General features: G+C 66.3%; 24 protein-coding genes. 19 read left to right on the forward strand and 5 right to left on the reverse strand.

What is annotated here, in order from left to right; genetic code table 11:
• The first annotated feature begins 12 nt into the window (after window positions 1-12).
• From ACZ48C_RS04005 to ACZ48C_RS04040, 8 genes are all read left to right on the forward strand, one after another.
• The gene (locus ACZ48C_RS04005; RefSeq protein WP_464782261.1) at window positions 13-1,554 is read left to right on the forward strand and encodes a Na+/H+ antiporter subunit D; all 1,542 of its coding nucleotides are present in this window, start codon (window positions 13-15) and stop codon (window positions 1,552-1,554) included.
• Window positions 1,555-1,556: 2 nt separating this feature from the next.
• Entirely contained in the window at window positions 1,557-2,030 is a 474-nt protein-coding gene (locus ACZ48C_RS04010) for a Na+/H+ antiporter subunit E (RefSeq protein ID WP_464782262.1), read from the forward strand.
• Complete coding sequence (locus ACZ48C_RS04015; protein WP_119258208.1) at window positions 2,030-2,383, forward strand: cation:proton antiporter; 354 nt, start codon at window positions 2,030-2,032, stop codon at window positions 2,381-2,383. The genes ACZ48C_RS04010 and ACZ48C_RS04015 overlap by 1 nt, the downstream gene beginning before the upstream one ends.
• The gene (gene mnhG, locus ACZ48C_RS04020; protein ID WP_454635508.1) at window positions 2,380-2,736 is read left to right on the forward strand and encodes a monovalent cation/H(+) antiporter subunit G; all 357 of its coding nucleotides are present in this window, start codon (window positions 2,380-2,382) and stop codon (window positions 2,734-2,736) included. Before ACZ48C_RS04015 ends, mnhG begins: the two co-directional genes overlap by 4 nt.
• Window positions 2,737-3,158: 422 nt before the next feature.
• On the forward strand, window positions 3,159-3,596 hold the full coding sequence (locus ACZ48C_RS04025; protein WP_119258210.1) for a Ros/MucR family transcriptional regulator: 438 nt from the start codon (window positions 3,159-3,161) through the stop codon (window positions 3,594-3,596).
• A gap of 527 nt (window positions 3,597-4,123) precedes the next feature.
• A complete protein-coding gene (locus ACZ48C_RS04030) occupies window positions 4,124-4,474 on the forward strand; it encodes a helix-turn-helix domain-containing protein (RefSeq protein WP_313194134.1) in 351 nt (116 codons plus the stop codon).
• Window positions 4,467-5,267, forward strand: coding sequence for a DUF6456 domain-containing protein (locus ACZ48C_RS04035; RefSeq protein WP_464782263.1), 801 nt, complete (start codon window positions 4,467-4,469; stop codon window positions 5,265-5,267). Before ACZ48C_RS04030 ends, ACZ48C_RS04035 begins: the two co-directional genes overlap by 8 nt.
• A 315-nt stretch (window positions 5,268-5,582) precedes the next feature.
• Complete coding sequence (locus ACZ48C_RS04040; RefSeq protein WP_318911219.1) at window positions 5,583-5,714, forward strand: hypothetical protein; 132 nt, start codon at window positions 5,583-5,585, stop codon at window positions 5,712-5,714.
• Window positions 5,715-5,722: 8 nt separating this feature from the next.
• Here the strand turns inward: ACZ48C_RS04040 and ACZ48C_RS04045 are convergent, their stop codons facing one another.
• Window positions 5,723-6,637 carry a DUF2336 domain-containing protein gene (locus ACZ48C_RS04045; RefSeq protein WP_464782264.1) on the reverse strand — a complete coding sequence of 305 codons (915 nt, stop codon included), beginning with the start codon at window positions 6,635-6,637 and terminating at the stop codon, window positions 5,723-5,725.
• Between the two features lie 577 nt (window positions 6,638-7,214).
• On the opposite strand from ACZ48C_RS04045, the gene ACZ48C_RS04050 reads away from it, so the two are divergent.
• From ACZ48C_RS04050 to ACZ48C_RS04060, 3 genes are all read left to right on the forward strand, one after another.
• Window positions 7,215-7,682 carry a hypothetical protein gene (locus ACZ48C_RS04050; RefSeq protein ID WP_119258217.1) on the forward strand — a complete coding sequence of 156 codons (468 nt, stop codon included), beginning with the start codon at window positions 7,215-7,217 and terminating at the stop codon, window positions 7,680-7,682.
• 148 nt (window positions 7,683-7,830) lie between these two features.
• Window positions 7,831-8,595, forward strand: coding sequence for a hypothetical protein (locus ACZ48C_RS04055; protein ID WP_464782265.1), 765 nt, complete (start codon window positions 7,831-7,833; stop codon window positions 8,593-8,595).
• Window positions 8,596-9,726: 1,131 nt separating this feature from the next.
• Window positions 9,727-9,915, forward strand: coding sequence for a hypothetical protein (locus ACZ48C_RS04060; RefSeq protein WP_464782266.1), 189 nt, complete (start codon window positions 9,727-9,729; stop codon window positions 9,913-9,915).
• Window positions 9,916-9,947: 32 nt separating this feature from the next.
• Here ACZ48C_RS04060 and ACZ48C_RS04065 read toward each other — a convergent pair whose 3' ends face one another.
• From ACZ48C_RS04065 to ACZ48C_RS04075, 3 genes are all read right to left on the reverse strand, one after another.
• Window positions 9,948-10,502, reverse strand: coding sequence for a DUF1254 domain-containing protein (locus ACZ48C_RS04065; protein ID WP_313196634.1), 555 nt, complete (start codon window positions 10,500-10,502; stop codon window positions 9,948-9,950).
• Window positions 10,495-11,088 carry a DUF1214 domain-containing protein gene (locus tag ACZ48C_RS04070; protein ID WP_119258915.1) on the reverse strand — a complete coding sequence of 198 codons (594 nt, stop codon included), beginning with the start codon at window positions 11,086-11,088 and terminating at the stop codon, window positions 10,495-10,497. Before ACZ48C_RS04070 ends, ACZ48C_RS04065 begins: the two co-directional genes overlap by 8 nt.
• Window positions 11,089-11,275: 187 nt before the next feature.
• Window positions 11,276-13,450 (reverse strand): transglycosylase domain-containing protein, encoded by a 2,175-nt coding sequence (locus ACZ48C_RS04075; protein ID WP_464782772.1) that lies wholly within the window; start codon window positions 13,448-13,450, stop codon window positions 11,276-11,278.
• Between the two features lie 187 nt (window positions 13,451-13,637).
• On the opposite strand from ACZ48C_RS04075, the gene ACZ48C_RS04080 reads away from it, so the two are divergent.
• Complete coding sequence (locus ACZ48C_RS04080) at window positions 13,638-14,123, forward strand: YcgN family cysteine cluster protein (RefSeq protein ID WP_464782267.1); 486 nt, start codon at window positions 13,638-13,640, stop codon at window positions 14,121-14,123.
• A gap of 89 nt (window positions 14,124-14,212) precedes the next feature.
• On the opposite strand, the gene ACZ48C_RS04085 is transcribed toward ACZ48C_RS04080, so the two are convergent.
• Window positions 14,213-14,542 (reverse strand): MmcQ/YjbR family DNA-binding protein, encoded by a 330-nt coding sequence (locus ACZ48C_RS04085; RefSeq protein ID WP_318911225.1) that lies wholly within the window; start codon window positions 14,540-14,542, stop codon window positions 14,213-14,215.
• A 347-nt stretch (window positions 14,543-14,889) separates the two neighbouring features.
• Here ACZ48C_RS04085 and ACZ48C_RS04090 point away from each other — a divergent pair, with 347 nt between their 5' ends.
• From ACZ48C_RS04090 to ACZ48C_RS04120, 7 genes are all read left to right on the forward strand, one after another.
• The gene (locus ACZ48C_RS04090; RefSeq protein WP_464782268.1) at window positions 14,890-15,423 is read left to right on the forward strand and encodes a hypothetical protein; all 534 of its coding nucleotides are present in this window, start codon (window positions 14,890-14,892) and stop codon (window positions 15,421-15,423) included.
• A gap of 307 nt (window positions 15,424-15,730) precedes the next feature.
• Window positions 15,731-16,999 (forward strand): DNA-packaging protein, encoded by a 1,269-nt coding sequence (locus ACZ48C_RS04095; protein ID WP_464782269.1) that lies wholly within the window; start codon window positions 15,731-15,733, stop codon window positions 16,997-16,999.
• 2 nt (window positions 17,000-17,001) lie between these two features.
• Entirely contained in the window at window positions 17,002-17,613 is a 612-nt protein-coding gene (locus ACZ48C_RS04100) for a glycoside hydrolase family 19 protein (protein ID WP_464782270.1), read from the forward strand.
• A gap of 208 nt (window positions 17,614-17,821) precedes the next feature.
• A complete protein-coding gene (locus ACZ48C_RS04105) occupies window positions 17,822-18,955 on the forward strand; it encodes a phage portal protein (protein ID WP_464782271.1) in 1,134 nt (377 codons plus the stop codon).
• A gap of 405 nt (window positions 18,956-19,360) precedes the next feature.
• The gene (locus ACZ48C_RS04110) at window positions 19,361-19,669 is read left to right on the forward strand and encodes a DUF6107 family protein (protein ID WP_464782272.1); all 309 of its coding nucleotides are present in this window, start codon (window positions 19,361-19,363) and stop codon (window positions 19,667-19,669) included.
• Window positions 19,670-19,754: 85 nt separating this feature from the next.
• Window positions 19,755-20,312 (forward strand): HK97 family phage prohead protease, encoded by a 558-nt coding sequence (locus ACZ48C_RS04115; RefSeq protein WP_464782273.1) that lies wholly within the window; start codon window positions 19,755-19,757, stop codon window positions 20,310-20,312.
• Between the two features lie 15 nt (window positions 20,313-20,327).
• Window positions 20,328-21,578 (forward strand): phage major capsid protein, encoded by a 1,251-nt coding sequence (locus ACZ48C_RS04120; RefSeq protein WP_464782274.1) that lies wholly within the window; start codon window positions 20,328-20,330, stop codon window positions 21,576-21,578.
• Window positions 21,579-21,711: the final 133 nt, after the last annotated feature.

Raw genomic sequence — 21,711 nt, forward strand, 5'->3', positions numbered from 1 at the left:
ACCGACCCGCCAATGGCCGTGAACCCCGCAGACCTTTCCGCAGCCCTCGTCACGACGCCGGTCGCGACCGCCGACTGGCTGGTCGTGCTGCCGCCCGCCTGGTGCATCCTTGTCGGCGCCGTGCTGCTGATGCTGCGCAAGTCGCTGCATGTGCAGGGCTGGATCGCCGTGCCGGCGCTCGCCGTGCTCGTCGCGCTCGATGCGCTGCTGTTCGCCCATGTCGCGGCGAACGGGCCGGTCACCATGGTCATGGGCCGCTGGCTACCGCCCTTCGGCATCGCCTTTACGGCGGACCTGACGGGCGTGCTCTTCGCGCTTTCCGGCGCGGTGGTGGCGCTGGCCGGCGGCGTCCATGCACTCGCCGATATCGATGGCAGCGGCCGGCGCTACGGCTTCTATCCGTTCCTGCTGCTGCTGATGGCCGGCGTTTCCGGCGCCTTCCTGACAGGCGACATCTTCAACCTCTATGTCTGGTTCGAGGTGCTGCTGATCTCGTCCTTCGGCCTCATCACGCTCGGCTCCGAGCCGCGCCAGATCGACGGCGCGATCAAATACGCCTTCCTCAACCTCATCGCGACGACGCTCTTCCTCATCGCCACCGGCTATCTCTATGGCGTCTTCGGCACGCTCAACATGGCCGACATCGCCGCCAAGGCGGCGGCCGGGCGTGAACACCTGCCGCTGATGACGCTCGCCACGCTCTATCTCCTCGCCTTCGGCATGAAGGCGGCGGCCTTCCCGGTGAATTTCTGGCTGCCGGCCTCCTACCACACGCCGAAGGTCGTCGTTTCCGCGCTCTTCGCCGGCCTTCTCACCAAGGTCGGCATCTATGCGCTGCTGCGCACGCTGGTCATGCTCTTTCCCGTCGAGCGCGAGGCGCTGAGCTTCGTCATCGCGATCATCGCCGTCGCCACCATGCTCGTCGGGGCGCTCGGCGCGCTCGGGCAGAGCGATATCCGCCGCCTTCTCGGCTATGTCGTCATTTCCGGCATCGGCGTCATGCTGGCGGGCCTGTCGCTCGGCAGCCCCGGCGGCATCGGCGGGGCGATCTTCTATGCGCTGCATTCCATGGTGGTCATGACCGCGCTCTACATGGCGGCGGGTCTGGCGGGACGGCTCGCCGGCTCGTTCGACCTCAACCGGCTCGGCGGGCTTTATAGCCGCTCGGCGCTCTTTTCCGCCTTGTCGCTGGTGCTGTTCTTCGCCGTCTCCGGCCTGCCGCCGTTCTCCGGCTTCTGGCCCAAGGTCATGGTGGCCAAGGCCGCCATCGATATCGGCGCCTGGTGGCTGACGGCGGCGATCTTCCTCACCGGCTTCCTGACCACCATCGCGCTCGGCCGCGTCTTCCTCTTCGCCTACTGGCGCCCCGCCGGCGAGGCCCTGCCGGCCATGGCGATCCCTATAAGCGCGCTCCTGCCGCTGGCGGCGCTGACGGCGCTCACCGTCGTCTTCGGCCTCTTCCCCGAGGCGCTGCTCTCGACCGTCCAGCACGCCGCCGAGGGACTTTCCGATCCGCGGGCCTATCTCGGCTCGGTCTTTCCGGGGGTGAACTGACCATGCGGCCGACCGTCACCATCGCGCTCTTCGCCCTCGTCTGGCTCGCCGTTTCCGGCAGCTTCACCGTGCCGAACCTCCTGCTCGGCATCGCCGCCGGCGCGCTGTCCCTGCTGTTGATCCGCGGCCATATCCAGCCGGACGGCCGGCGCCTGCGGCCGCTGAAGATCCTCTCGCTGCTGGCGCTCTTCATCAAGGAACTGGCGCTCTCGGCATGGAAGGTCGCGGTGCTGGTGGCGAGCCCGAAAATGACGCTGAAGCCCGGCATCTTCGCCTTCCCGCTGACGGTCGACCGGGATTTCGAGATCACGCTGCTCGCCAACCTCATCACGCTGACGCCGGGTACGCTCTCCGTCGACGTCTCGGCGGATCGCATGGTGCTCTACGTGCATGCCATCGACTGCTCCGATCCGGCCGGCGCGCGGCGTGACATCGCGAACGGCTTCGAGAGGAAGATCCTGGAGGCTTTCCGCTGATGGACGCGCAAACGATCATCTCCGCCGCTGCCGCGATCGCGCTTCTCCTGATGTGCGCGGCCTTCTTCCTGACGGCCTTCCGCGTCGTCCGGGGGCCGACGCTGCCGGACCGCATCGTCGCGCTCGACATGCTGGTCGCCATCGCCATCGGCTTCATCGCCGTCGTGGCGATCCGCACCGGCTTCAACCTCTATATCGATATCGCCATCGCGCTCGGCCTCGTCGGTTTCCTGGCGACCGTCGCCTTCGCGCGCTTCGTCATGCGCCAGGGCATGGAGGCGGGCGAGGAGAGCGAGGCACTTGCGGAAGGGCGCAAGCGGGAAAAGGCGGGCAAGCGGAGGAAACGCCGATGACGGAGATGATCCTGGCGCTCGTCGTCGCCGTCATGCTGGTGGCGGGCGGCATCTTCACCTTCCTCGCCGCCGTCGGCCTCGTGCGCCTGCCGGACGTCTATACGCGCATGCATGCGGCCTCCAAGGCCGGCACCGTGGGCTCGGGCCTGATGCTGCTTGCGGCGGGCATCCACGCCTTCGACATCGCGATCCTCACCCGGGCGCTCGCCGGCTTCGTCTTCTTCGTGCTGACGGCGCCGGTCGCCGCCCACCTCGTCGCCAAGGCCGCCCATGGCGCGGGCTATCGCCTCGCGCGCGCAACCGTGATGGACGATATGCGCGAGGCAGAGAAGCGCAACGCCAAGAAGCGTTGACATTTGGTTTATAGATCATGGCCGGAATTTGAGTATCCACTGAATTTCAGCGGATAGATTGAAGGCATGAAAGCTCTTTCTGTGCTTTGTCAAAATAATACTGGACAATCAAACCGGGAATGATATTTCAGGCGAAGTAAAGCATTCCGGTTGATTTAGCGCCTGCATCGATTTCCTGTCTAAGTTGAGTTCCTGCCGTAGTCGCGCGAATGCGGTATTGATGACGGCAAGAGAATCGCTGAAAACAGCGGCCGCTGTAGTGAAAAGTTATATTGGCGTAAAATGCCGCTGTTTCGAACGTCATCGTTCGCGCGAGCATCGTTTTGCCACATAATCAGCTCGAAGTAAGGCTTTATCCGGAATTCAGGAACGCGGTCGTCAGCAGCGCTTTCGACTACAACGATATCCGACAGGAGAAAGAAATGACAGAAACAACCCTTGGCGCCGGCTCCAATCTTCTCGTCGAGCTTACTGCCGATATCGTTGCGGCCTATGTCGGCAACCATGTCGTGCCGGTCTCGGAACTGCCGGGCCTGATCGCCGACGTGCATGCGGCGCTCAACAACACCACGCAGCCCGTCGCCACCGTCGAGGCGCCCGTCGCCGCCGAGAAGCCGAAGCCGCCGGTGCCGGTGAAGAAGTCCGTGCAGAACGACTACATCATCTGCCTCGAGGACGGCCAGAAGTTCAAGTCGCTCAAGCGCCACCTGATGACCCATTACGGCATGACCCCGGAAGAATACCGCGAGAAGTGGGACCTGCCGGCCGATTACCCGATGGTCGCCCCCGCCTATGCCGAGGCCCGCTCGCGCCTCGCCAAGGAAATGGGCCTCGGCCAGCGCCGCAAGGCCGGCAAGTAATCCAGCGCGACCTGCTGCCAATTTAAAGGCCGGTGCCGTGAGGCGCCGGCCTGATGCTGTCGGCAAAGTCCCGAAACCTCTCCTTCGTCATGCTCGGGCCTGACCCGAGCATCCACAAACCTCGGACTCAACGCCGGGGATCGCGACGGGAACGAGGGGGCCGATGATCCAGGGCCGGAGCCGCAAGGCTCCGGCCTTTTGCGTTGCGGAGACGCCGGCAAGGCCACGCTTTTCGCACAAGGCTTCGCAAGGGAAAAGGAATATAAGCCTATATCGGGGATGCCTGTCACAAATATATGAAGAAATTCAACGGATGATTGCGCCAGGGTGCTTCATTCATCCTCGCCCATCCTCTAGGGTGTATGAATAAATTCCTATCAACGGAGTGGCCAGTCATGCACCAGTTCATCGTTTCCCAGAGACGGTCGTCCCGAGCGGTTCCACCTTCCGCCGGCCCCGCGCCGGAAGTCAAGGGCGCCGGATCCGGCATGGAGCCGGGCGAGGGGACGCGTGCCGTCCGCCGGACGATGGCCGTGCAGGAGCCGCCGACGGTGCCGGCGCCCGTCGCCTGCCGCATCGTGCGCCAGCTCGTTCTGGAGATGACGGCCCTTGCGGGCGACCGCCCGCTCTGGCGCCGCGACAGCCGCCGCACCACCTGCCATGTGCGCCAGATCGCCATGTATGTCTGCCATGTCGTGCTGCGGCTCTCGCTGTCGGAGATCGGCATGGCCTTCGGCCGCGACCGCACCACGGTCGGCCATGCCTGCAACGTGGTGGAGGATCGCCGCGACGATGCCGCCTTCGACGCCTTCGTCTCGGCCATCGAGCGCGTCGTCCTTTCGGTGTTCGGCCCGGCGGGGATCGGCAGCCATGAGTGACGCGACCGCACGGAAGAATGCCGCCGACCTTGCGAAACTCCTGCGCTTCCTGCTGGCGGCCGGCGAAGCGCGCCTCGAGGGTGAGGGCACGCTCGCCGCTGCCGGCGGCAGGGCGCAGTCCGTCTCCCCCGCGATCCTCGGGGAGGCCCTCAGCCTCGGCCTCGTCCGCCGCGACGGAAACCTGCTGGCGGCGACGCCGGAGGCGCGCGCGCATCTGCGCCGCCGGCTCTGCGAGGCGCAAACGCCCTTCGCCGGCCAGCACCGGGATATCGAGGAGGTCGTGGTGCTGCGTGACGGCGTGCGCGAAAAGGCGCTCGCCAACCGCCTCGAATCGCCGCTGGCGGGCCTTTCACGGCTGAAGGAGAAGTCGGGCGACGCCTACCTTCCGGAAAGCGCGCTCGCCGCTGGCGAGCGGCTGCACGCCGATTTCACCCGCGGCGGCCTCCAGCCGCGCATGACCATGTCCTGGGAGCCGCGCATCGCCGGCCGCCAGAAGGGCGAGGCCGGCGCGTCGCGCGACCTTACCGACACGGCGCTCGCCGCGCGCCTGCGCGTCGCCCGCGCCATCGAGGCGATGGGCCCCGAACTCTCCGGCGTCGCCCTCGACGTCTGCTGCTTCATGAAGGGGCTGGAAACCGTGGAACGCGAACGCCAATGGCCCGCCCGCTCCGCAAAACTCCTCCTGCGCGCCTCCCTGATGGCGCTCGCCCGGCACTATGCCCCGCCGGCCGCCGGCCAGCGGCGGGCGCATGCCTGGGGGGCGGAGGGGTATCGGCCGGAACTGCCGCGCTGAGATTCGCCCCTCGCCCTGACCCTCTCCGTCAGGCAGGGAGAGGGGACGTGCCCCACGCATGGTTATTGGCTAGGGAAAACGGTGCGGCATATCCCCTTCTCCCCGCAAGCGGGGCGAAGGGGATATGTCGAACCGGTTTCCCCAAATGACTACCGCGCGTGGGGCACGTCCCCTCTCCCCGCTTGCGGGGAGAGGGTTAGGGTGAGGGGCAAGCCTCCGCATGACGCCTGTTCCGCCGGGAACAGCGGCCCACATCCGGCCATGGGAAAAGCAAGGCACACAGGCAGCGGCCTGTGCGGACCCCTGGAGAGACCCATGCTGATCGTGCTGCCTGCCCTCGCACTGCTGATTTCGGGAATGTTCGTGCTGATGACGCTGGCCGCGCTTTCGGGCGGGCGGGACGAGGAAGCTGCGGTCCGCGCGCCGGTGCGGCGCCGGGTGTTTTGAAGGGGGCGTCAGCCGGCGGCGCTCTGCCGGCCGGGTCCTGGCAATGCGTCCCGATGCTCCAGCCCTCCGGCCGGGGCAGCGTCGCGGTTGGCGGCCTTCGGCAGGCCGTCGCCATTCGTGTAGCGGTCGGCCCTCTGCCAGCTCTCGACCCGGCGGGTCGCCTCGGCGGGATCGAGCGAGGCGATGAGCGTCTCGGCCCCGCCTTCGGCCAGATGCGGATAGATCGTCCTCAACACGAAGAGGCCATCGGCCTCCGCCACGCCGAGCGCCAGCAGCGTCTCGCCGAGCTGCCGGCCCGAGACATCGAGAAGGATGCGTTCGGAAAGCCACTGGCTGGAGGCGAGCGCATCGGCGAGTGTCACCGCGATCATGCCGACATCGCCCGAGCGCGCGAAGCGCACGAACAGCGCCTGATGGATCTCGCTTGCCGGCACCAGCCGGACGGGCGCCTCGGCGGCGGGCGTCGCCGCGCGCACGAGCGCGCGCAATTCCGCACGGATTTCCTCTTCCCGCTCCAGCCGCGCGGCCTCGCGAAGGGCCTCCGCGCGGTCCTCGCCGGTCCTGCGGCTGGCATGCTCCTGGTGGGTACCGACCAGCGCCTCGATGACGGCGGGCGAAAGATCGTCGCGCCGGCCGATGGCGCGGGCATGGTCGGGGCCGGTGGCGCGCAGGATGTCGAGCAGCGTGCCGTCGGTTATCGTCTTCGAGCCCATCAGGAAGATGGCCGCGATGCTGATCGGCTGATGCGCGATGAACAGGGCGGTTTCCTGCGGCACCTGCGGGCAGCGCGACAAGGCGGCGACGGCCTGCCGGCGCGCTTCATCGCTGGAAGCGGCATAGAGCTGTTCGAAAAGTTCGCCGAACTGGACGAGATCCGACCGCGACGGAAAACGCAGGCTCTCGAAGCTGGAGACCGTGGCCATCAATACGATGTCCTTCGGCCGCCCGGCTTGCGGTCTCTCCAGTTCGCGAAACCTGTCCGCCACGAAACACCTGTCATCCCCGGACCGGCAGCCCCCTGCCGATCCCCATATCACTCATGAAAAGTAGAGGAAAAACCTTAGCGAGCCGTTAACCTTGCCTTTTCGTAAACAATAGCGAATACAAGCAGCTATACTGTCCGGAACCGGGATTTTCCGGGTGCGCCGGCCGATTGGCGCCGGCGTTGCGCGGGCGGCATTCGTTGTTGCCCTGCTTCATGCTAGAGTGATGAAACGACGATGCCGAGCCTGCTGTGGGTTCCGGGGAAAACGGGGACATTCACCGCTTTCACGTATTTAAGGCCATACTAATGCCCAACTTGCCCGTTTTTTCCCGGTCTTGCGCGCACCGCTTTGTCCTGCGTTTTACCCACGGCCGTTTCCCGTGCGGTTTCGGAGTAGCGCTTGAAGAAAGGCCGGCCTTTGCCGGTCCCCTTTCCACCGGGCGCGCATTCAGCGCTACATCTTAACGGGAATTTTAGGAATGACTGATAGACGTCTCGTAAACGGAGACACTCTCATGAAGCCGATCGCCAGCACTGCTCGCATTGCATCCATCGCCCTGGTCGCACTTGCGACGACGACTGCCACGGCAATGGCCGTGTCGGGGACGGGGGCGTTCTACACGGTCGGCAATGACCACGGTGGCATGATCGTCGATTATGCCCTCAAGGCGGCTCAACTCGAACAGACGGGGCAGCCGGTGAAATTCAGCGGCCGCTGCGATTCCGCCTGCACCATCTATCTCGGCCTCAACCAGGAGCAGCTTTGCGTGACGCCCGCCGCGCGCTTCGGCTTCCACCTGCCGTTCGGCAGCTCCTCGCAGGGCAACAGGGTCGCCGCGACCTATCTGCTGAAGAAGTATCCGCGCTGGGTTCTCGGCTGGCTGAGGGACAATGGCGGGCTGAACCGCAATCTCAAGGTCATGCCCTATGAATATGTCAGCCAACATATCAGGCCCTGCGGAACGCAGACCACGGATTTGTAACGGCGGCCGCATCCTGCTGCGCGTGAAAGCGCGCCGCCCGATCTCAATGGAAGACATGATGAAGGCCAAGGGAACAGACGTCCCCTTGGCCTTTTTTGCTGTGGCATTCGAAGCGTAAACAGGACGATTGTAGTCGCTATCCGCGACCGTGACCGCCGTTCCCGTTCCCGTTGCCGTTCCCGTTGCCGTTCCCGTTGCCGTTCCCGTTGCCGTTCCCGTTCCCGTTCCCGTTCCCGTTCCCGTTGCCGTTGCCGTTGCCGTTGCCGTTGCCGTTGCCGTTCCCGTTGCCGTTGCCGTTGCCGTTCCCGTTCCCGTTCCCGTTGCCGTTGCCGTTGCCGTTGCCGTTGCCGTTGCCGTTTCCGTTTCCGTTTCCGTTTCCGTTGCCGTTGCCGTTGCCGTTGCCGTTACCGTTTCCGTTTCCGTTACCGTTTCCGTTACCGTTCCCGTTCCCGTTCCCGTTCCCGTTCCCGTTCCCGTTTCCGTTACCGTTTCCGTTTCCGTTTCCGTTACCGTTCCCGTTCCCGTTCCCATGGCCATCGCCGCCGTTACCATGGCCGCCGCCGTGGCCGTTACCATGGCCGCCGCCGTGGCCGTTACCATGGCCGTTTCCGTGGCCGTTGCCATGACCGCCGCCATGGCCGTTGCCGTCGCCGTCGCCATGACCGCCGCCGTGGCCGTTTCCGTGGCCGTCGCCGTCACCGCCGTGGCCACCATGACCGCCGTGGCCACCATGACCACCGTGACCGCCATGACCACCGTGACCGCCATGACCACCGTGACCGCCATGACCGCCGTGGTGGCCGTGATGGCCACCGTGATGACCATGATGACCGCCGCCGTTACCGCCGCCGTCGCCATCGCCGTCACCATCGTCGCCATTGTTGCCGGGGGTGGCAAGGCGGCCGGCGAATGAACCGCCGCTGCTTTCAGGAAGGGTGACGAAGGTTGTCGCCAAGGCGGTGCAAGCTGTCAGTTCATTGCTGAAACGCCGCTGTACCTGCCGCAATGCGGCCATATCGCCGGAGGCGAGGGCTGCTTCGCAGGCGCTTTCAGCACGGTCCTGCCGTGTTGTCTGAGCGTCGGCATTGAAAGCATAAAGGCCAACGCAGGCCGCAACTGTAGTTGCGGAGAATAGGATTCTACGCGAAAACATGACTAATCCTCTCAGTGTTGCTTGGTAATGAGGAACGCCGCCTTCTATTTCGTGTGGCGTTAACGTTACATTAGCCACCTTTAATGGAAAATTCAATTTCTTAATCAGGAGTTGCTAAAAAGGAAATGGAATTTTTACTATGAAAAAGTCATGAAATATCTTTTGAATTATCTTTTTTACTTTAAATATTGGGGTGCACTTTTTCATGTCTATCTTCGGGCGCGGCGCGCATTATTCCACGTATTTTCCCTTAATATATTAAATTAGAAATATATAATATATAGCAATGTTAACGGGCGGAGAACCGATCCGGCCCATCCGCCACCGAAAAGCTGTGAAGGGGTCTTGATTCAATGTATATCTAAATTAGATTATTGTAATGTTTTTGGATGGAGAGCTGGAGGCGGATGGAAATCGTGCCGGAATCTCGAACGAAAAACGGCGGCTTTCCCGACTCACTACGGTCCCGGACGTGGCCGGGAAGAGGGGTTTTGGCGGGGTCCTGTTCCCTGCGAAACAGCGCGAAGATGCGTTCCTGCTTATTCTTAACAGGCTGTTAACCCGATCACCGCTATTTCTGGGGACATGGATCGGCTCGTCTCTCTTGAAAGACGTGCTATGATTCGACCAGGAAGCGGGATCCGCCCTCGGGCGCGCCGCTTCGGCAGGGAAAGGTGCGATGTTCCGGATACCGGACGGCCGCCAGACACATTCCCGTGAAAGGGAAACTTCTGGTCCCGTATCGCCGTTTTCCACCCGTATGCGACAGGGATGACGATGCGCTCCTGCCGCGTCCGGGTGACGGAACCGGAGGCACCGGCCCGTTCAAACGGGCAGGGTGAGATTTGTAGGAGTACTTCATCCGTCTCGATTCTTCTCTTGGAGGCGAGAATGGCAGACGTGGTACGAATGAGCGAATGGCGCACGCGAATGCCGCGGCGCGAGGCCGCCCGCCCGGAGGCGCCGGCAAAGATCCTTCTCTTTACCGGCGTGCGCTACGAGCGCCTGACGCCGGCCATGATCGCGCCCCGCGGCAAGACCGCAAAGCGCGGCGTCCAGGATACGGCCCGCCGGCCCTGAAGCGGCCCTGGGCTGTCGACGCTCGTCCGCGCCTACTGGTCGGGCGTGAAGGGTTCGCAGCTTGCGTCTGCAAGGAAGCCGTCGGCGGCTTTCCGCCGGCTCTCCGTCGGCACGAAGGTGCGCAGCACCGCATAGCCTTCCTCTCCCCGCATCTCCACGAGGATCGACTGTTCCAGTTCCGGCGGCACCGCCTTGCGGATGCCGATGAGCTGGATGGGCGTCGCGATCAGCGTATCGAGCGCGCCCGAGACCGACGTGCGGTCGTTCATGCTGAAGACCTCGTTGGAGGCCTCGTCATAGACGGCGAGCGACCAGAAGGGCACGTCGCCTTCCGCATAGAGGCGGATCGGGCCGTTCTCGACCGAGAAGGTGCAGACGGAGGTCTCCATCGCCGGGTCGTCGTTGATCGGCGCCAGCGTGTCGCCGGGCTTTTCCGCCAGCTTGTAGAAGCGGTTCGCCTCGCCGAGGCTCTGCACCCGCGTATAGGCGTCGCGGCCGGTGAAGCTCGGCAGCGAGAGGATGATGACGATATGCAGCAGCGCCGCGCCGATCAGGCCGATGGCGATGGCGTAGAGGAAGCTACGCATCGGCGCAGTCCAGCCGCTTGATGCCGGGCATGGCAAGGTCGATGACGCCGGAGCTGCCGGCCGTCGGCGTGTCGAGGAGGGTCATGACGAGCAGGAACGAAGCCCGGCCCTCCGGCACGGCGAGCCAGTTGCCGGGCATGGCGGAGGAGGCGATATCGATCGAGAAGTCGCCGTCGGCGCCGCGCAGCACCGACCAGGCATTGATGCCCGTCGGCAGGTCCGGCCGTGCGCCGGCGAGCGGATTGCCGCGCGCGTCCGTCGCGTGCAGCGTCCACAGGCGGGCCGGCGGGGTGATGCCGGTGATCTCGTAGCGGCAGTTCTCGACCAGGGTGCGGCGATCGCTGTCCGTCGCGGCGGTGAAGACGAGGCCCTCCGCCCCGCCGAGCAGCAGCTTTCCGTCGCGCGCGCGGTGCGCCTTGGCATAGGGATCGGCATCCACGGTCTGCGCCGCCGGAAAGGCCGTCCACGGCCCGAGCGTGATGGCGCCGAAGCCGACCGTTGCCCTGAGGGCATAGATCGAGCTCAGGATGCCGAGGCCGAAGGCGACGGCGAGCGCTGTGGCGATGACGAGGGGCGTGCGGAACAAGACGATCGGACCGTTGGAGTAAGCTGGAGTTTGTCAGGGAAAGTGGACCCCGGTTTTCCCGACAAGACAAACGAAAACAAAAAGCAGTTCCGGCAGAAGTGCGAAGCGGTCTTGCGTCCGGAACTGCGTCGAAACGAAGAGATAGAGCGTTTTTGCGATTCGGAGAAACGCGGAAACGCTCTATCCGTCACTCTGTCCGCTTCACGGAAGCCCCGTCAAGCGCGGCCACGCGGCCATCGGCCTTCAGGGGCGTTGCCTCACCGAGCTGCCGGGCGATGTCCTTCAGGAGCCGGGTGACCTCGGAGGAGAGCGAACGGGGACGAACGAGCGCCGGCAGCGGATTGTCGTCGCTCGGCGCCTTGGCGGTCTCGGTGGCCTTCTTGCCGTCCGGCAGCGGGTTCTCGATGCCGGGAATGGGGCGAAGCTCGATGCCCTGGTGGGCATAGTCCATCAGCCGCTTGAAGGTCATGGCCGGCAGTGAGCCGCCCGTCATGTTGTTGGTCGAGGTATAGTCGTCGTTGCCGAACCAGACGGCGGCCGTGTAGTTGCCGGTGAAGCCGACATACCAGGCGTCGCGATAGGCCTGCGTCGTGCCCGTCTTGCCGCCCGAGACGATGCCGCGGTCGAGCGCGCCGCGCCGCGCGGTGCCGTTGACCGGGATGGTGACGAAGATGCGGTTCATCGAGCTGTTCGCCTGTTCGGAAAGCACCCGCCTTGCCGGCGCCTCGTCGCGGCCGAAATCGTAGAGGATCTTGCCGTCGTAGTTGAGGATCTGGCTGATGCCGTGGCGGCGCGACTGCATGCCGTCGGCGGGAAAGACGCCATAGGCTGTCGCCTGGTCGAGCACGGTCAGCTCCGAGGTGCCGAGCGGCATGGTCTTGTCGGTGCGCAGCGGCGTTTCCACGCCCATTTCCTTGGCCATCTCGGCGATGCGCTTGGTGCCGAGCTTGTCCTTGGCAAGGCGCACCGGCACGGTGTTGATGGATTTCGCCATGGCGGTCATCAGCGTGATGCGGCCGGCATAGCTGCGGCCGTAGTTCTGCGGCGACCAGCCGCCCCAGCTGATCGGCGCGTCGACGATGGTGGTTTCCGGCGTCATGCCGGCCTCCATGGCGGCGGCATAGGTATAGGCCTTGAAGGAGGAACCCGGCTGGCGGAGCGCCCGGGTGGCGCGGTTGAACTGGCTTTCGCCATAGTCGCGCCCGCCCACCATGGCGCGCACCGCCCCGCCGTTCTCCATCATCACCAGCGCGCCCTGCTTGACGCGGTAGCTCTCGCCATACTGGCGAAGGCCGCTCTCGATGGCCTCCTCGGCGGCGGCCTGCAGGCCCATGTCGATGGTCGTTCGCACGATGAGCGAATGCTGGGCGAAGGGTTTGGCGATGCGCTGCACCTCGTCGAAGGCCCAGTCGAGGAAGAAGTCCGGCGCGGTCTTCTCGTTGCGGTCGATGACGCTCGCCGGGTTGCGCCGCGCGGCGATCACCTGGCCCTCGGTCATCAGGCCGCCCTGCACGAGGTTGCTCAGCACCTCGTTGGCGCGGGCGCGCGCCGCCGGCAGGTTGACATGCGGGGCATAGCGGGCGGGCGCCTTGAAGAGGCCGGCCAGCATGGCGGATTCGGCAAGGTTCACATCCGTCACGTTCTTGCCGAAATAGAACTGCGCCGCCGCCGCCACCCCGAAGGTGCCGCCGCCCATATAGGCGCGGTCGAGATAGAGCCGCAGGATCTCCTTCTTGGAAAGGTTCGCCTCCAGCCACAGCGCCAGGAACGCCTCCTTGATCTTGCGCTCGATGGTGCGCTCGTTGGAGAGGAACAGGTTCTTGGCGAGCTGCTGGGTGAGGGTTGAGCCGCCCTGCACGACGCCGCCGGCGCGCGCATTCTCGTTCATGGCGCGGGCAAGGCCGAGGAAGTCGATGCCGAAATGGGTGAAGAAGCGGCGGTCCTCCGTCGCCAGCACCGCCTTGATCAGGTGGTCCGGCAACTCATCGATGGGAACGGAATCCTCGTGGATGATGCCGCGATGGCCGATCTCGTTGCCGTAGCGGTCGAGGAAGGTGACGGCGAAGTCGCTCTGGTTGCGCCAGTCGCCCTTGGTCTCCTCGAAGGCGGGCAGCGCCAGCGCCAGCAGCAGCACGAAGCCGGCGCTTCCGAGGTTCATGCCCTCGCCGGCGACCTCGAAGGCCGCCTTCTTCCAGCCTTTGACGTGGAAGCGGCGGGAGAAGATGGTGATCTCCTCCCAGATTTCCGCCGCGCGGAAGCCGGCGTTCCAGACCGTGGAGTCGATCCAGGAATCGATGCGCAGGAAGATATGCCGCTTGCGGCGGCGGGGCTTTTCGGGCTTCTGGCTGTCGTCTTCCACGATCGCATACCTTGTGACGGGATGGGTGACGGGACGGCCCGCAGCCTGCCCGGGTCTGGTTAACGTCCTGTCACCAGCGGTTTATTCGGGCACGATAACAGCCTTTTGAAGACAACAGAACGGATTTTGCGGGGAAGGGCGCGGGGGCAAGGGCCTTGACCTTTGGCCGCAAGGGGTTCAGGGGTCGGGCATGACGACCAATACTGCGCAAAAGCCCGGCGACCTGCCGTTCTGGAAGACCAAGACGCTTGCCGAGATGAACGACGCGGAGTGGGAGAGCCTGTGCGACGGCTGCGGGCTCTGTTGCCTCAACAAGCTGGAGGACTGGGACACCGGCGAGATCGCCTGGACCTCCATCCGCTGCGTGCTGCTCGACGGGGAGAGCTGTCGCTGCTCGGACTACGAGAACCGGCAGGCGACCGTGCCCGACTGCATCCGCCTGACGGTGGAGAGCGTCGCCAAAATCTCCTGGCTGCCGCCGACCTGCGGCTACCGCCTCATCCGCGACGGCCACGACCTCTACTGGTGGCACCCGCTCGTCTCCGGCGATCCCGATACCGTGCACCAGGCCGGCATCTCCGCGCGCGGGCGCACCGTCAGCGAGGAGGGCATCGATATCGACGACTACGAGGACTACCTCGTGACGTGGCCGCTGGAAGTGGGCGAGGGCAAGTAGCCGCCCCAGGAGCGTTTTCGCTTTTCTCCGGATCGCGAAAGACGCTCCATCTCCTTGTTTCCACGCAATTGCGGACGGGCACTTCTGCCCTAGTGAAGGCTGGCGGCGAGCTTCCTCGGCGCGACATTGCGCCAGGCGGTGCCGATCAGCGCGCGCACCCGTTCGCCGTCCGCATCGTCGAAATAGAGCGAGGTCCAGCCCTTCTGTCCCCAGCCGCCGGGCACCGGCGCGCAGAGGCCGGGATCGGTCTCCAGCACCAGCGATTGCTGGTCCCGCGTGAACTTCAGGACCGCACGGCCGGGCTCGGGCAGGGTCATGAACACCTTCTCGCCCACCCGGAAGTCCCGCTTCCCGAAATGGGCGCTTTCCCGCGCTCCCGGCATGCCGAGCGCCATCGTGATGAGGTCGTCGGATATCATGGCCGAAGGATAGCACCGAACGGTCCCTTGGAAAAGTTTTCGGCCGAAATAGGAAAATAGTCCTTGACGGCGTCACGGTCGTTTGCTAGGGTTATGTCATGGTCGGAAAGGTGCGGGCGGCGGGTTCGCCGGGCTTTCCGGAGGCTGAAGGTTCGGCGATGGCCGCCCGCGGCCGGCCAGGACAGTTCCGCCACGGCGCGTTGCGCCTCGGGATTGTACAGAAACCCTGGTGATGGGGCATGTCCGCTTTCGGAGGGAGGCGGGGTGCCCGGATGAGATTTTGGCAGGCGCTCGTTCCGTTCGGACCGGGCGCCTTTTCATTTTCGGGCCTTGCGATGGAAACGGATATGACGATCGATCCCGACCTTTACGGCATCCTGCCGGAATGGGCGGTCTATGACGGGCTTTCGGCAAAGGGCGCGGGCCTCGAGAGCGGCGCGGCGCCGGTGCTCGACACCAAGGCGGAGGCGCCGGGCGATCCTTTCCTCGACATGCAGGCCATGCTTCTCGAAATGACCAAGGAGCTGCGCGAACGCTTCCAGCGCTTCCAGAGCCAGAAGGTGCTGGCCGAGCGCGACGCGGACGATGCCGGCGACGAGGCCGCGCGCAAGCTGGCCCAGACCGACGCCAAGGCGGCCATCGAGGCCGTCTCGCTGATCGTGCGCACGCTGGAGAAGATCGACAGCCTGCAGCGCACGCTGATCGCCGGTCGCACCGAGGCGGAAGCTGGCGGAGAGGACGACGAGGCCGCGCTGATCGAGGAATTCGACCGGCTCGTGGAAGAGCGCGTGGAGGAGCGGGTGCATGCCGCGAAACAGGAATGGATGCGGGAAGCCGGGGCTGGCGGCGATGCTGCCGCGGCCATGGAAGGCGGGCCGTAGGGAGCGTCTGGCCTGCCGGGCGGCGCGCAAGAAACTGGACAGGACTGTGAAGGCGGCGGCCGCGGGCTTGAGGATGATCGAGGAACGACGGGCGGCACTGGCGGAAGCGGGCGATGCGCTGGAGGCGGGGCTGGGGCGGCGAGGGGCGGTCGATAAAGATTGCCCCTCATCCCCCTGCCGGGACCTTCTCCCCGCAAGCGGGGAGAAGGGGGATGTGGAAGCGCCCCGGTCTCCGGCAAGGATGGATGGGGAGGAAACCCCGGCTCCAGCCCCTTCTCCCCGCTTGCGGGGAGCCCCCGGGAGGGGGATGAGCGACGCGCCTGAGGCGCCCTCGTCTTCCGCCGAACGGCCGGCGCCACGCTCCCTGCACCAGCTCCGCGGCTGGCACTTCACCTGCCGCACCCCACAGACGCCCCCGCCGGGCGACTGGCGGGTCTGGCTTTTGATGGGCGGGCGCGGCTCGGGCAAGACGCGGGCGGGCGCCGAATGGGTGCATGCGCTGGCGCTGGCGCGGCCGGAAAGCCGCATCGCGCTGGTGGCCGAAACGCTGGGCGACGCGCGCGAGGTGATGATCGACGGCGTATCGGGCATCTGCCGCATCGCGCGGCGTTTCCGGCCGGACTTCGAGGCCTCGCGCCGCCGGCTCGTCTGGCCGAACGGGTCCATCGGGCAGATCTTCTCCTCGGAGGATCCGGAAAGCCTGCGCGGGCCGCAGTTCCATTTCGGCTGGTGCGACGAGCTCGGCAAATGGAAGCACGCGCAGGAGACCTGGGACATGCTGCAATTCGGCCTGCGCCTCGGCGACGATCCGCGCGTGCTGGTGACGACGACGCCGCGCCCGGTGCCGCTGCTGCGGGGGCTCGCCGGCGATCCGGCGACGGCGGTGCGGCGCATCGCGACCGCCGACAATGCCAAGAACCTCTCGCCGGGTTTCCTTTCCGCCATGGCCGACCGCTACGGCGGCACGCGGCTCGGGCGGCAGGAGCTCGACGGCGAGCTGATCGCCGACCGCGAGGACGCGCTGTGGACGAGGGCGCGGCTGGAGGCGATCCGCCTGCGCCAGCCGGGGCCGCTGTCGCGCATCGTCGTGGCGGTCGATCCGCCGGCGACGGCGTCAGTGGCTTCCGTCTGCGGCATCGTGGTGGCGGGGCTCGACGGCGAGGGCCGCGCGGTGGTGCTGGCGGACGGATCGGTGACGGGCGCGAGCCCGGCGGGCTGGGCGGGCGCGGTGGTGCGCGCCTTCCGGCGCTTCGACGCCGACCGGGTGGTGGCCGAGGTGAACCAGGGCGGCGACATGGTGACGGCGATGCTGAAGAGCGTCGACGCCAACCTGCCGGTTTCGACGGTGCGGGCGACGCGCGGGAAATTCCTGCGCGCCGAGCCGGTGGCGGCGCTCTACGAGCAGGGGCGCGTCGCCCATGCCGGCGCCTTCGCCGAGCTGGAGGACCAGATGTGCGATTTCGGGCCGGACGGGCTTTCCGCCGGCCGCTCGCCGGATCGGCTCGACGCGCTCGTCTGGGCGCTGACGGCGCTGGTGATCGACCGGCAGGGCGAACCGCGGGTGCGAGGGATCTGACGATGGATATCGACCGCAAGGTCTTCTTCGATACCGTGCGCGGGACGCTCTATGGCGGGCGACTGGCGCGCGGCCAGGTGCGCGGCATGACGGCGCTCCTCGACCGCTTCGAGCGGGGCGGCGAGACGGACGACCGCCGCTTCCTCGCCTATATGCTGGCGACGGCCCATCACGAGACGGGCGGGCGCATGCAGCCGGTGCGCGAGACCTTCGCCGCGAGTGACGCGGCAGCCATCGCGCATCTCGACCGGGCCTTTTCCGAAGGGCGTCTGCCGCAGGTCTCCGCGCCCTATTGGCGGCGGGACGCGGACGGCAAGAGCTGGCTCGGGCGCGGGCTGGTGCAGATCACCCACCGGCGGAATTACGAGCGGCTTTCGGCGCTGACGGGCGTCGACCTCGTCGCGCGGCCGGGGCGGGCGATGGAACTGGCGGTCTCGGTGGAGATTCTCTTCGCGGGCATGTTGCAGGGCACCTTCACGGGGCGGCGGCTGGTGGATCATTTTTTCGGCAGCGGTTCGGACTGGGTGGGCGCGCGGCGGATCGTTAACGGGCTGGACCGGGCGGAGCGGGTTGCCGGGCATGGGCGGGCGTTTTTTGTGGCTTTGGGCGGGTAGGCGCCCCTCATCCGGCTGCCGCCACCTTCTTCCCGCAGGCGGGGAGAAGGGGATTGGGGTCACCCGCTCGCTTGGTAAGCAATGTCGATGGGGAGGAAAACGCTCCCACATGTCCCTTCGCCCCGCTTGCGGGGAGAAGGTGGCGGCAGCCGGATGAGGGGCGATGCCTCCGCCGGCTTTTGTGCTTTTCATAACGACCGAGGACATCATGAAACTGCCATCCTTCCTCAGACGCCGCCAGGAGGCGGCGGAAACCAAGGCGTCGGGCTTCTTCACGCTGACGGCGGAGGGCCGGGCGCACTGGTCGAGCCGGTCCTATGCCTCGCTGTCGCGCGAGGGCTTCATGAAGAACCCGGTGGCGCACCGGGCGGTGCGCATGATCGCCGAGGCGGCGGCTTCGGTGCCCTGGCTCGCCTATGAGGGTGAGGCGGAGCGGCCGGATGATTTTCGCCTGGCGCTGCTGGCCCGGCCGAACGGGCGCATGGCGGGGACGGATTTCTTCGAGACGCTCTACGGGCACCTGCTGCTTTCCGGCAACGCCTTCGTCGAGGGCGTGCAGGTGGGCGAGGAGTTGCGCGAGCTGCATCTGCTGCGGCCCGACCGGATGCGCATCGTCGAGGGGCGGGACGGCTGGCCGGAGGCCTATGAATATCGCACCAGCAACCATGTGCGCCGGCATGCTGCGGGCGAGGGGCAGGCGATCCTGCATCTGAGGCTCTTCCATCCGCTCGACGACCAGCTCGGCTTCGCGCCGCTGGAGGCGGCCTCCATGGCGCTCGACCTCTCCAATGCGGCGGCGGTGTGGAACAAGGCGCTGCTCGACAATTCGGCGCGGCCCTCCGGCGCGCTGGTCTACCAGCCGAAGGAGGGCGGCAACCTTTCGCCCGACCAGTACGACCGGCTGAAGAGCGAACTGGAGGAGGGCTATTCCGGCGCGGCGCGGGCCGGGCGGCCGATGCTGCTGGAGGGCGGGCTCGACTGGAAGGCGATGGGGCTTTCGCCGCGCGAGATGGATTTCGTGGAGGCGAAGAACGGGGCGGCGCGTGACATCGCGCTCGCCTTCGGCGTGCCGCCCATGCTGATCGGCATTCCGGGCGATGCGACCTATGCCAATTACCAGGAGGCCAACCGCGCCTTCTGGCGGCTGACCGTGCTGCCGCTCGTCAGCCGCACGGCGGCGTCCTTCGCGGCGTGGTTCTCCGAGGATGGGGACGGGCTGCGACTGGTGCCGGACCTCGACCAGGTGAGCGGGCTTACGGCGGAACGCTCCGAGCTCTGGGCGCGGGTGGGAACGGCGGGGTTTTTGACCGACGAGGAGAAACGGCGGGCGGTGGGGTATTGAGGGCTGGCGCGTGCCGCTTCACCCCCCTCTGCCCTGCCGGGCATCTCCCCCACAAGGGGGGAGATTGGATGGGGCGCCGTCTCGCCTAACGCCAGCATTGCCGATTGAGCAAGGCTTGTGCCTCTTGCCGATCTCCCCCCTTGTGGGGGAGATGCCCGGCAGGGCAGAGGGGGGTATCGCACCCTCCCAGGCCGACAATTCTGCAGGAAAAGCAGACGCTTGATCTGAAGAAGATGACTCTCTTTCCCGTTTTCCGGATTCCAGCCGTGAAAGCGCTGAATCGGATTTCGAGGAAAGCGCCGTAAGAGATTCGAAAGATTCGAGGATTGCCGGTGCCGGCTCTGCGAGCCGGCGCGCCTTCGGTCGTTACTGCTGGATTTCCATAATAATCTGAGAGGCTTAACAATGGCTGACTTCGGAAACGATGGCGGGCTGTGGACGGCCCGGCTCATCGGCGCGTCCGCGGGCGCGGCCGTCTCGCTCATCTATCTCCTGCCGAGAAGCCGCCGCGAGGCGGGATGCCGCTTCCTCACCGGGCTTGCCTGCGGGCTCGTCTTCGGCGGGCCGGCGGGGCTGTGGATCGCGGTCCGGCTCGGCATCGCGGGCTATCTGGGGCCGGCGGAGGTGCTGCTGACCGGCTCGGCCGCGGCCAGCCTTTCGGCCTGGTGGGGGCTCGGCGTGCTGGCGCGGCTGGCGGAGAAGATGAGGCAGTAGCCGATAGACAACGGGCGGGACGGACCGGCTTTGCCGGGGCCGCCTGATGCCTGCACTTATCCCTTTCCCGACATCGGAGAGACCAATGACAACCGACGACCTGCCGGTCTGGCGGACGAAGAAATATGCCGATCTGACGCTTGCGGGCGTTTCCGGCGACGGGGTGTTTTCCGGCTATGCCAGCCTCTTCGGCGAGGTGGACCTCGGCAAGGATGCGATCGCGCCCGGCGCCTTCGTGCAGTCGCTGCGAAAGCGCGGCGCCTCGGGCGTGCGCATGCTGTTCCAGCACGATCCGGCAGAACCCATCGGCCGCTGGCGCACCATCCGCGAGGACGAGCGCGGGCTTTATGTCGAGGGCGTCTTGTCGCCCGGCGTCGCCCGGGCGCGCGAGGTGCTGCAGCTCATGAAATCGGGGGCGCTCGACGGGTTGTCCATCGGCTTCCAGACGGTGCGCTCCAGGACCGACCGGGGCAGCGGCGTGCGCCGCATCCTGGAGGCGGACCTCTGGGAGATCTCGATCGTCACCTTTCCCATGCTGCCTTCGGCGCGGGTGTCGAACGTGAAGAATGCGCGGTGGTTCCGCGACCGGGAAACGGAGCTCGTGCGCAGCATGCGCCGGGCGGCCCGGATCATGAAACGCTAACAGGAGAGACCAGGCATGACGCAGACGACGAAGACCGCGCCGGAAACCAAGGCCGTGCCGGAAACGATGACCGCCGCCTTCGACGACTTCATGGAGGCCTTCGAGGCCTTCAAGGAGACGAACGACCGCCGGCTCGGCGAGATCGAGCAGAAGCTGACCGCCGACGTGGTGACGCGCGACAAGGTGGACCGCATCAACCGCGCCATGGACGAGCACAAGCGCGTGCTCGACGGGCTGGCGCTGAAGAAGGCCCGCCCGGCGCTGGGCGGTGCCGGCGAGGGCTCGCCCGAGGCGGCCGAGCACAAGGCGGCCTTCTCGGCCTATATGCGCCGGGGCGACGAGAGCGCGCTTCGTGCGCTGGAGGGCAAGGCCATGTCGGTCGGCTCGGCGGCGGACGGCGGCTATCTCGTGCCGCCGGAAACCGATACGGAGATCGGCCGGAGGCTTTCCGCCGCTTCGCCGATCCGGGCGCTGGCGACGGTGCGGCAGGTCTCCGGCGCGGTGCTGAAGAAGCCCTTCGCGACCTCCGGCATGGTCTGCGGCTGGGTGGCGGAGACGGCCTCGCGGCCGCAGACCAACGCGGCGCAGCTCGCCGAGCTCTCCTTCCCGACCATGGAGCTCTACGCCATGCCGGCGGCGACGGCGGCGCTGCTCGACGATGCGGCGGTGGACGTGGAAAGCTGGATCGCCTCGGAAGTGGACATCGTCTTCGGCGAGCAGGAGGGCACGGCCTTCGTCTCCGGCGACGGCACCAACAAGCCGAAGGGGTTCCTCAGCTATACCAATGTCGCCGACAGCGGCTGGAGCTGGGGCAATATCGGCTATATCGCCACGGGCACGGCCGGGGCCTTCAAGGCGAGCGGGCCGTCCGACACGCTGATCGACACGATCTATGCGCTGAAGGCGGGGCACCGGCAGAATGCCAGCTTCGTCATGAACCGCAAGACGCAGAGCGCCATCCGCAAGTTCAAGGATGCCGACGGCAACTATCTCTGGCGCCCGCCGGCAACGCCCGGCCAGGCAGCCTCGCTGATGGGCTTTGCCATCGCCGAGGCCGAGGACATGCCGGACGTCGCGGCCGACAGCGTCTCCATCGCCTTCGGCGATTTCCGCGCCGGCTATCTCGTCGTCGACCGCACGGGCGTTCGCGTGCTGCGCGATCCCTATTCCGCCAAGCCCTACGTGCTGTTCTACACGACCAAGCGCGTCGGCGGCGGGGTGCAGAACTTCGAGGCGATCAAGCTGGTGAAATTCGCGGCGAGCTGAGCCGCGGGCGCAAGCTTCTGCGCTCCCTCTCCCCGCTTGCGGGGAGAAGGGATCGCGGGGCGATGCCTTCCTTTCACAATTTCCCTCGCACCGGCGGGCGTTCCCTGCCGTCGGTGCAGCGGGCGCGGTTTTC

The organism is Shinella sp. 1A1, assembly GCF_055379515.1.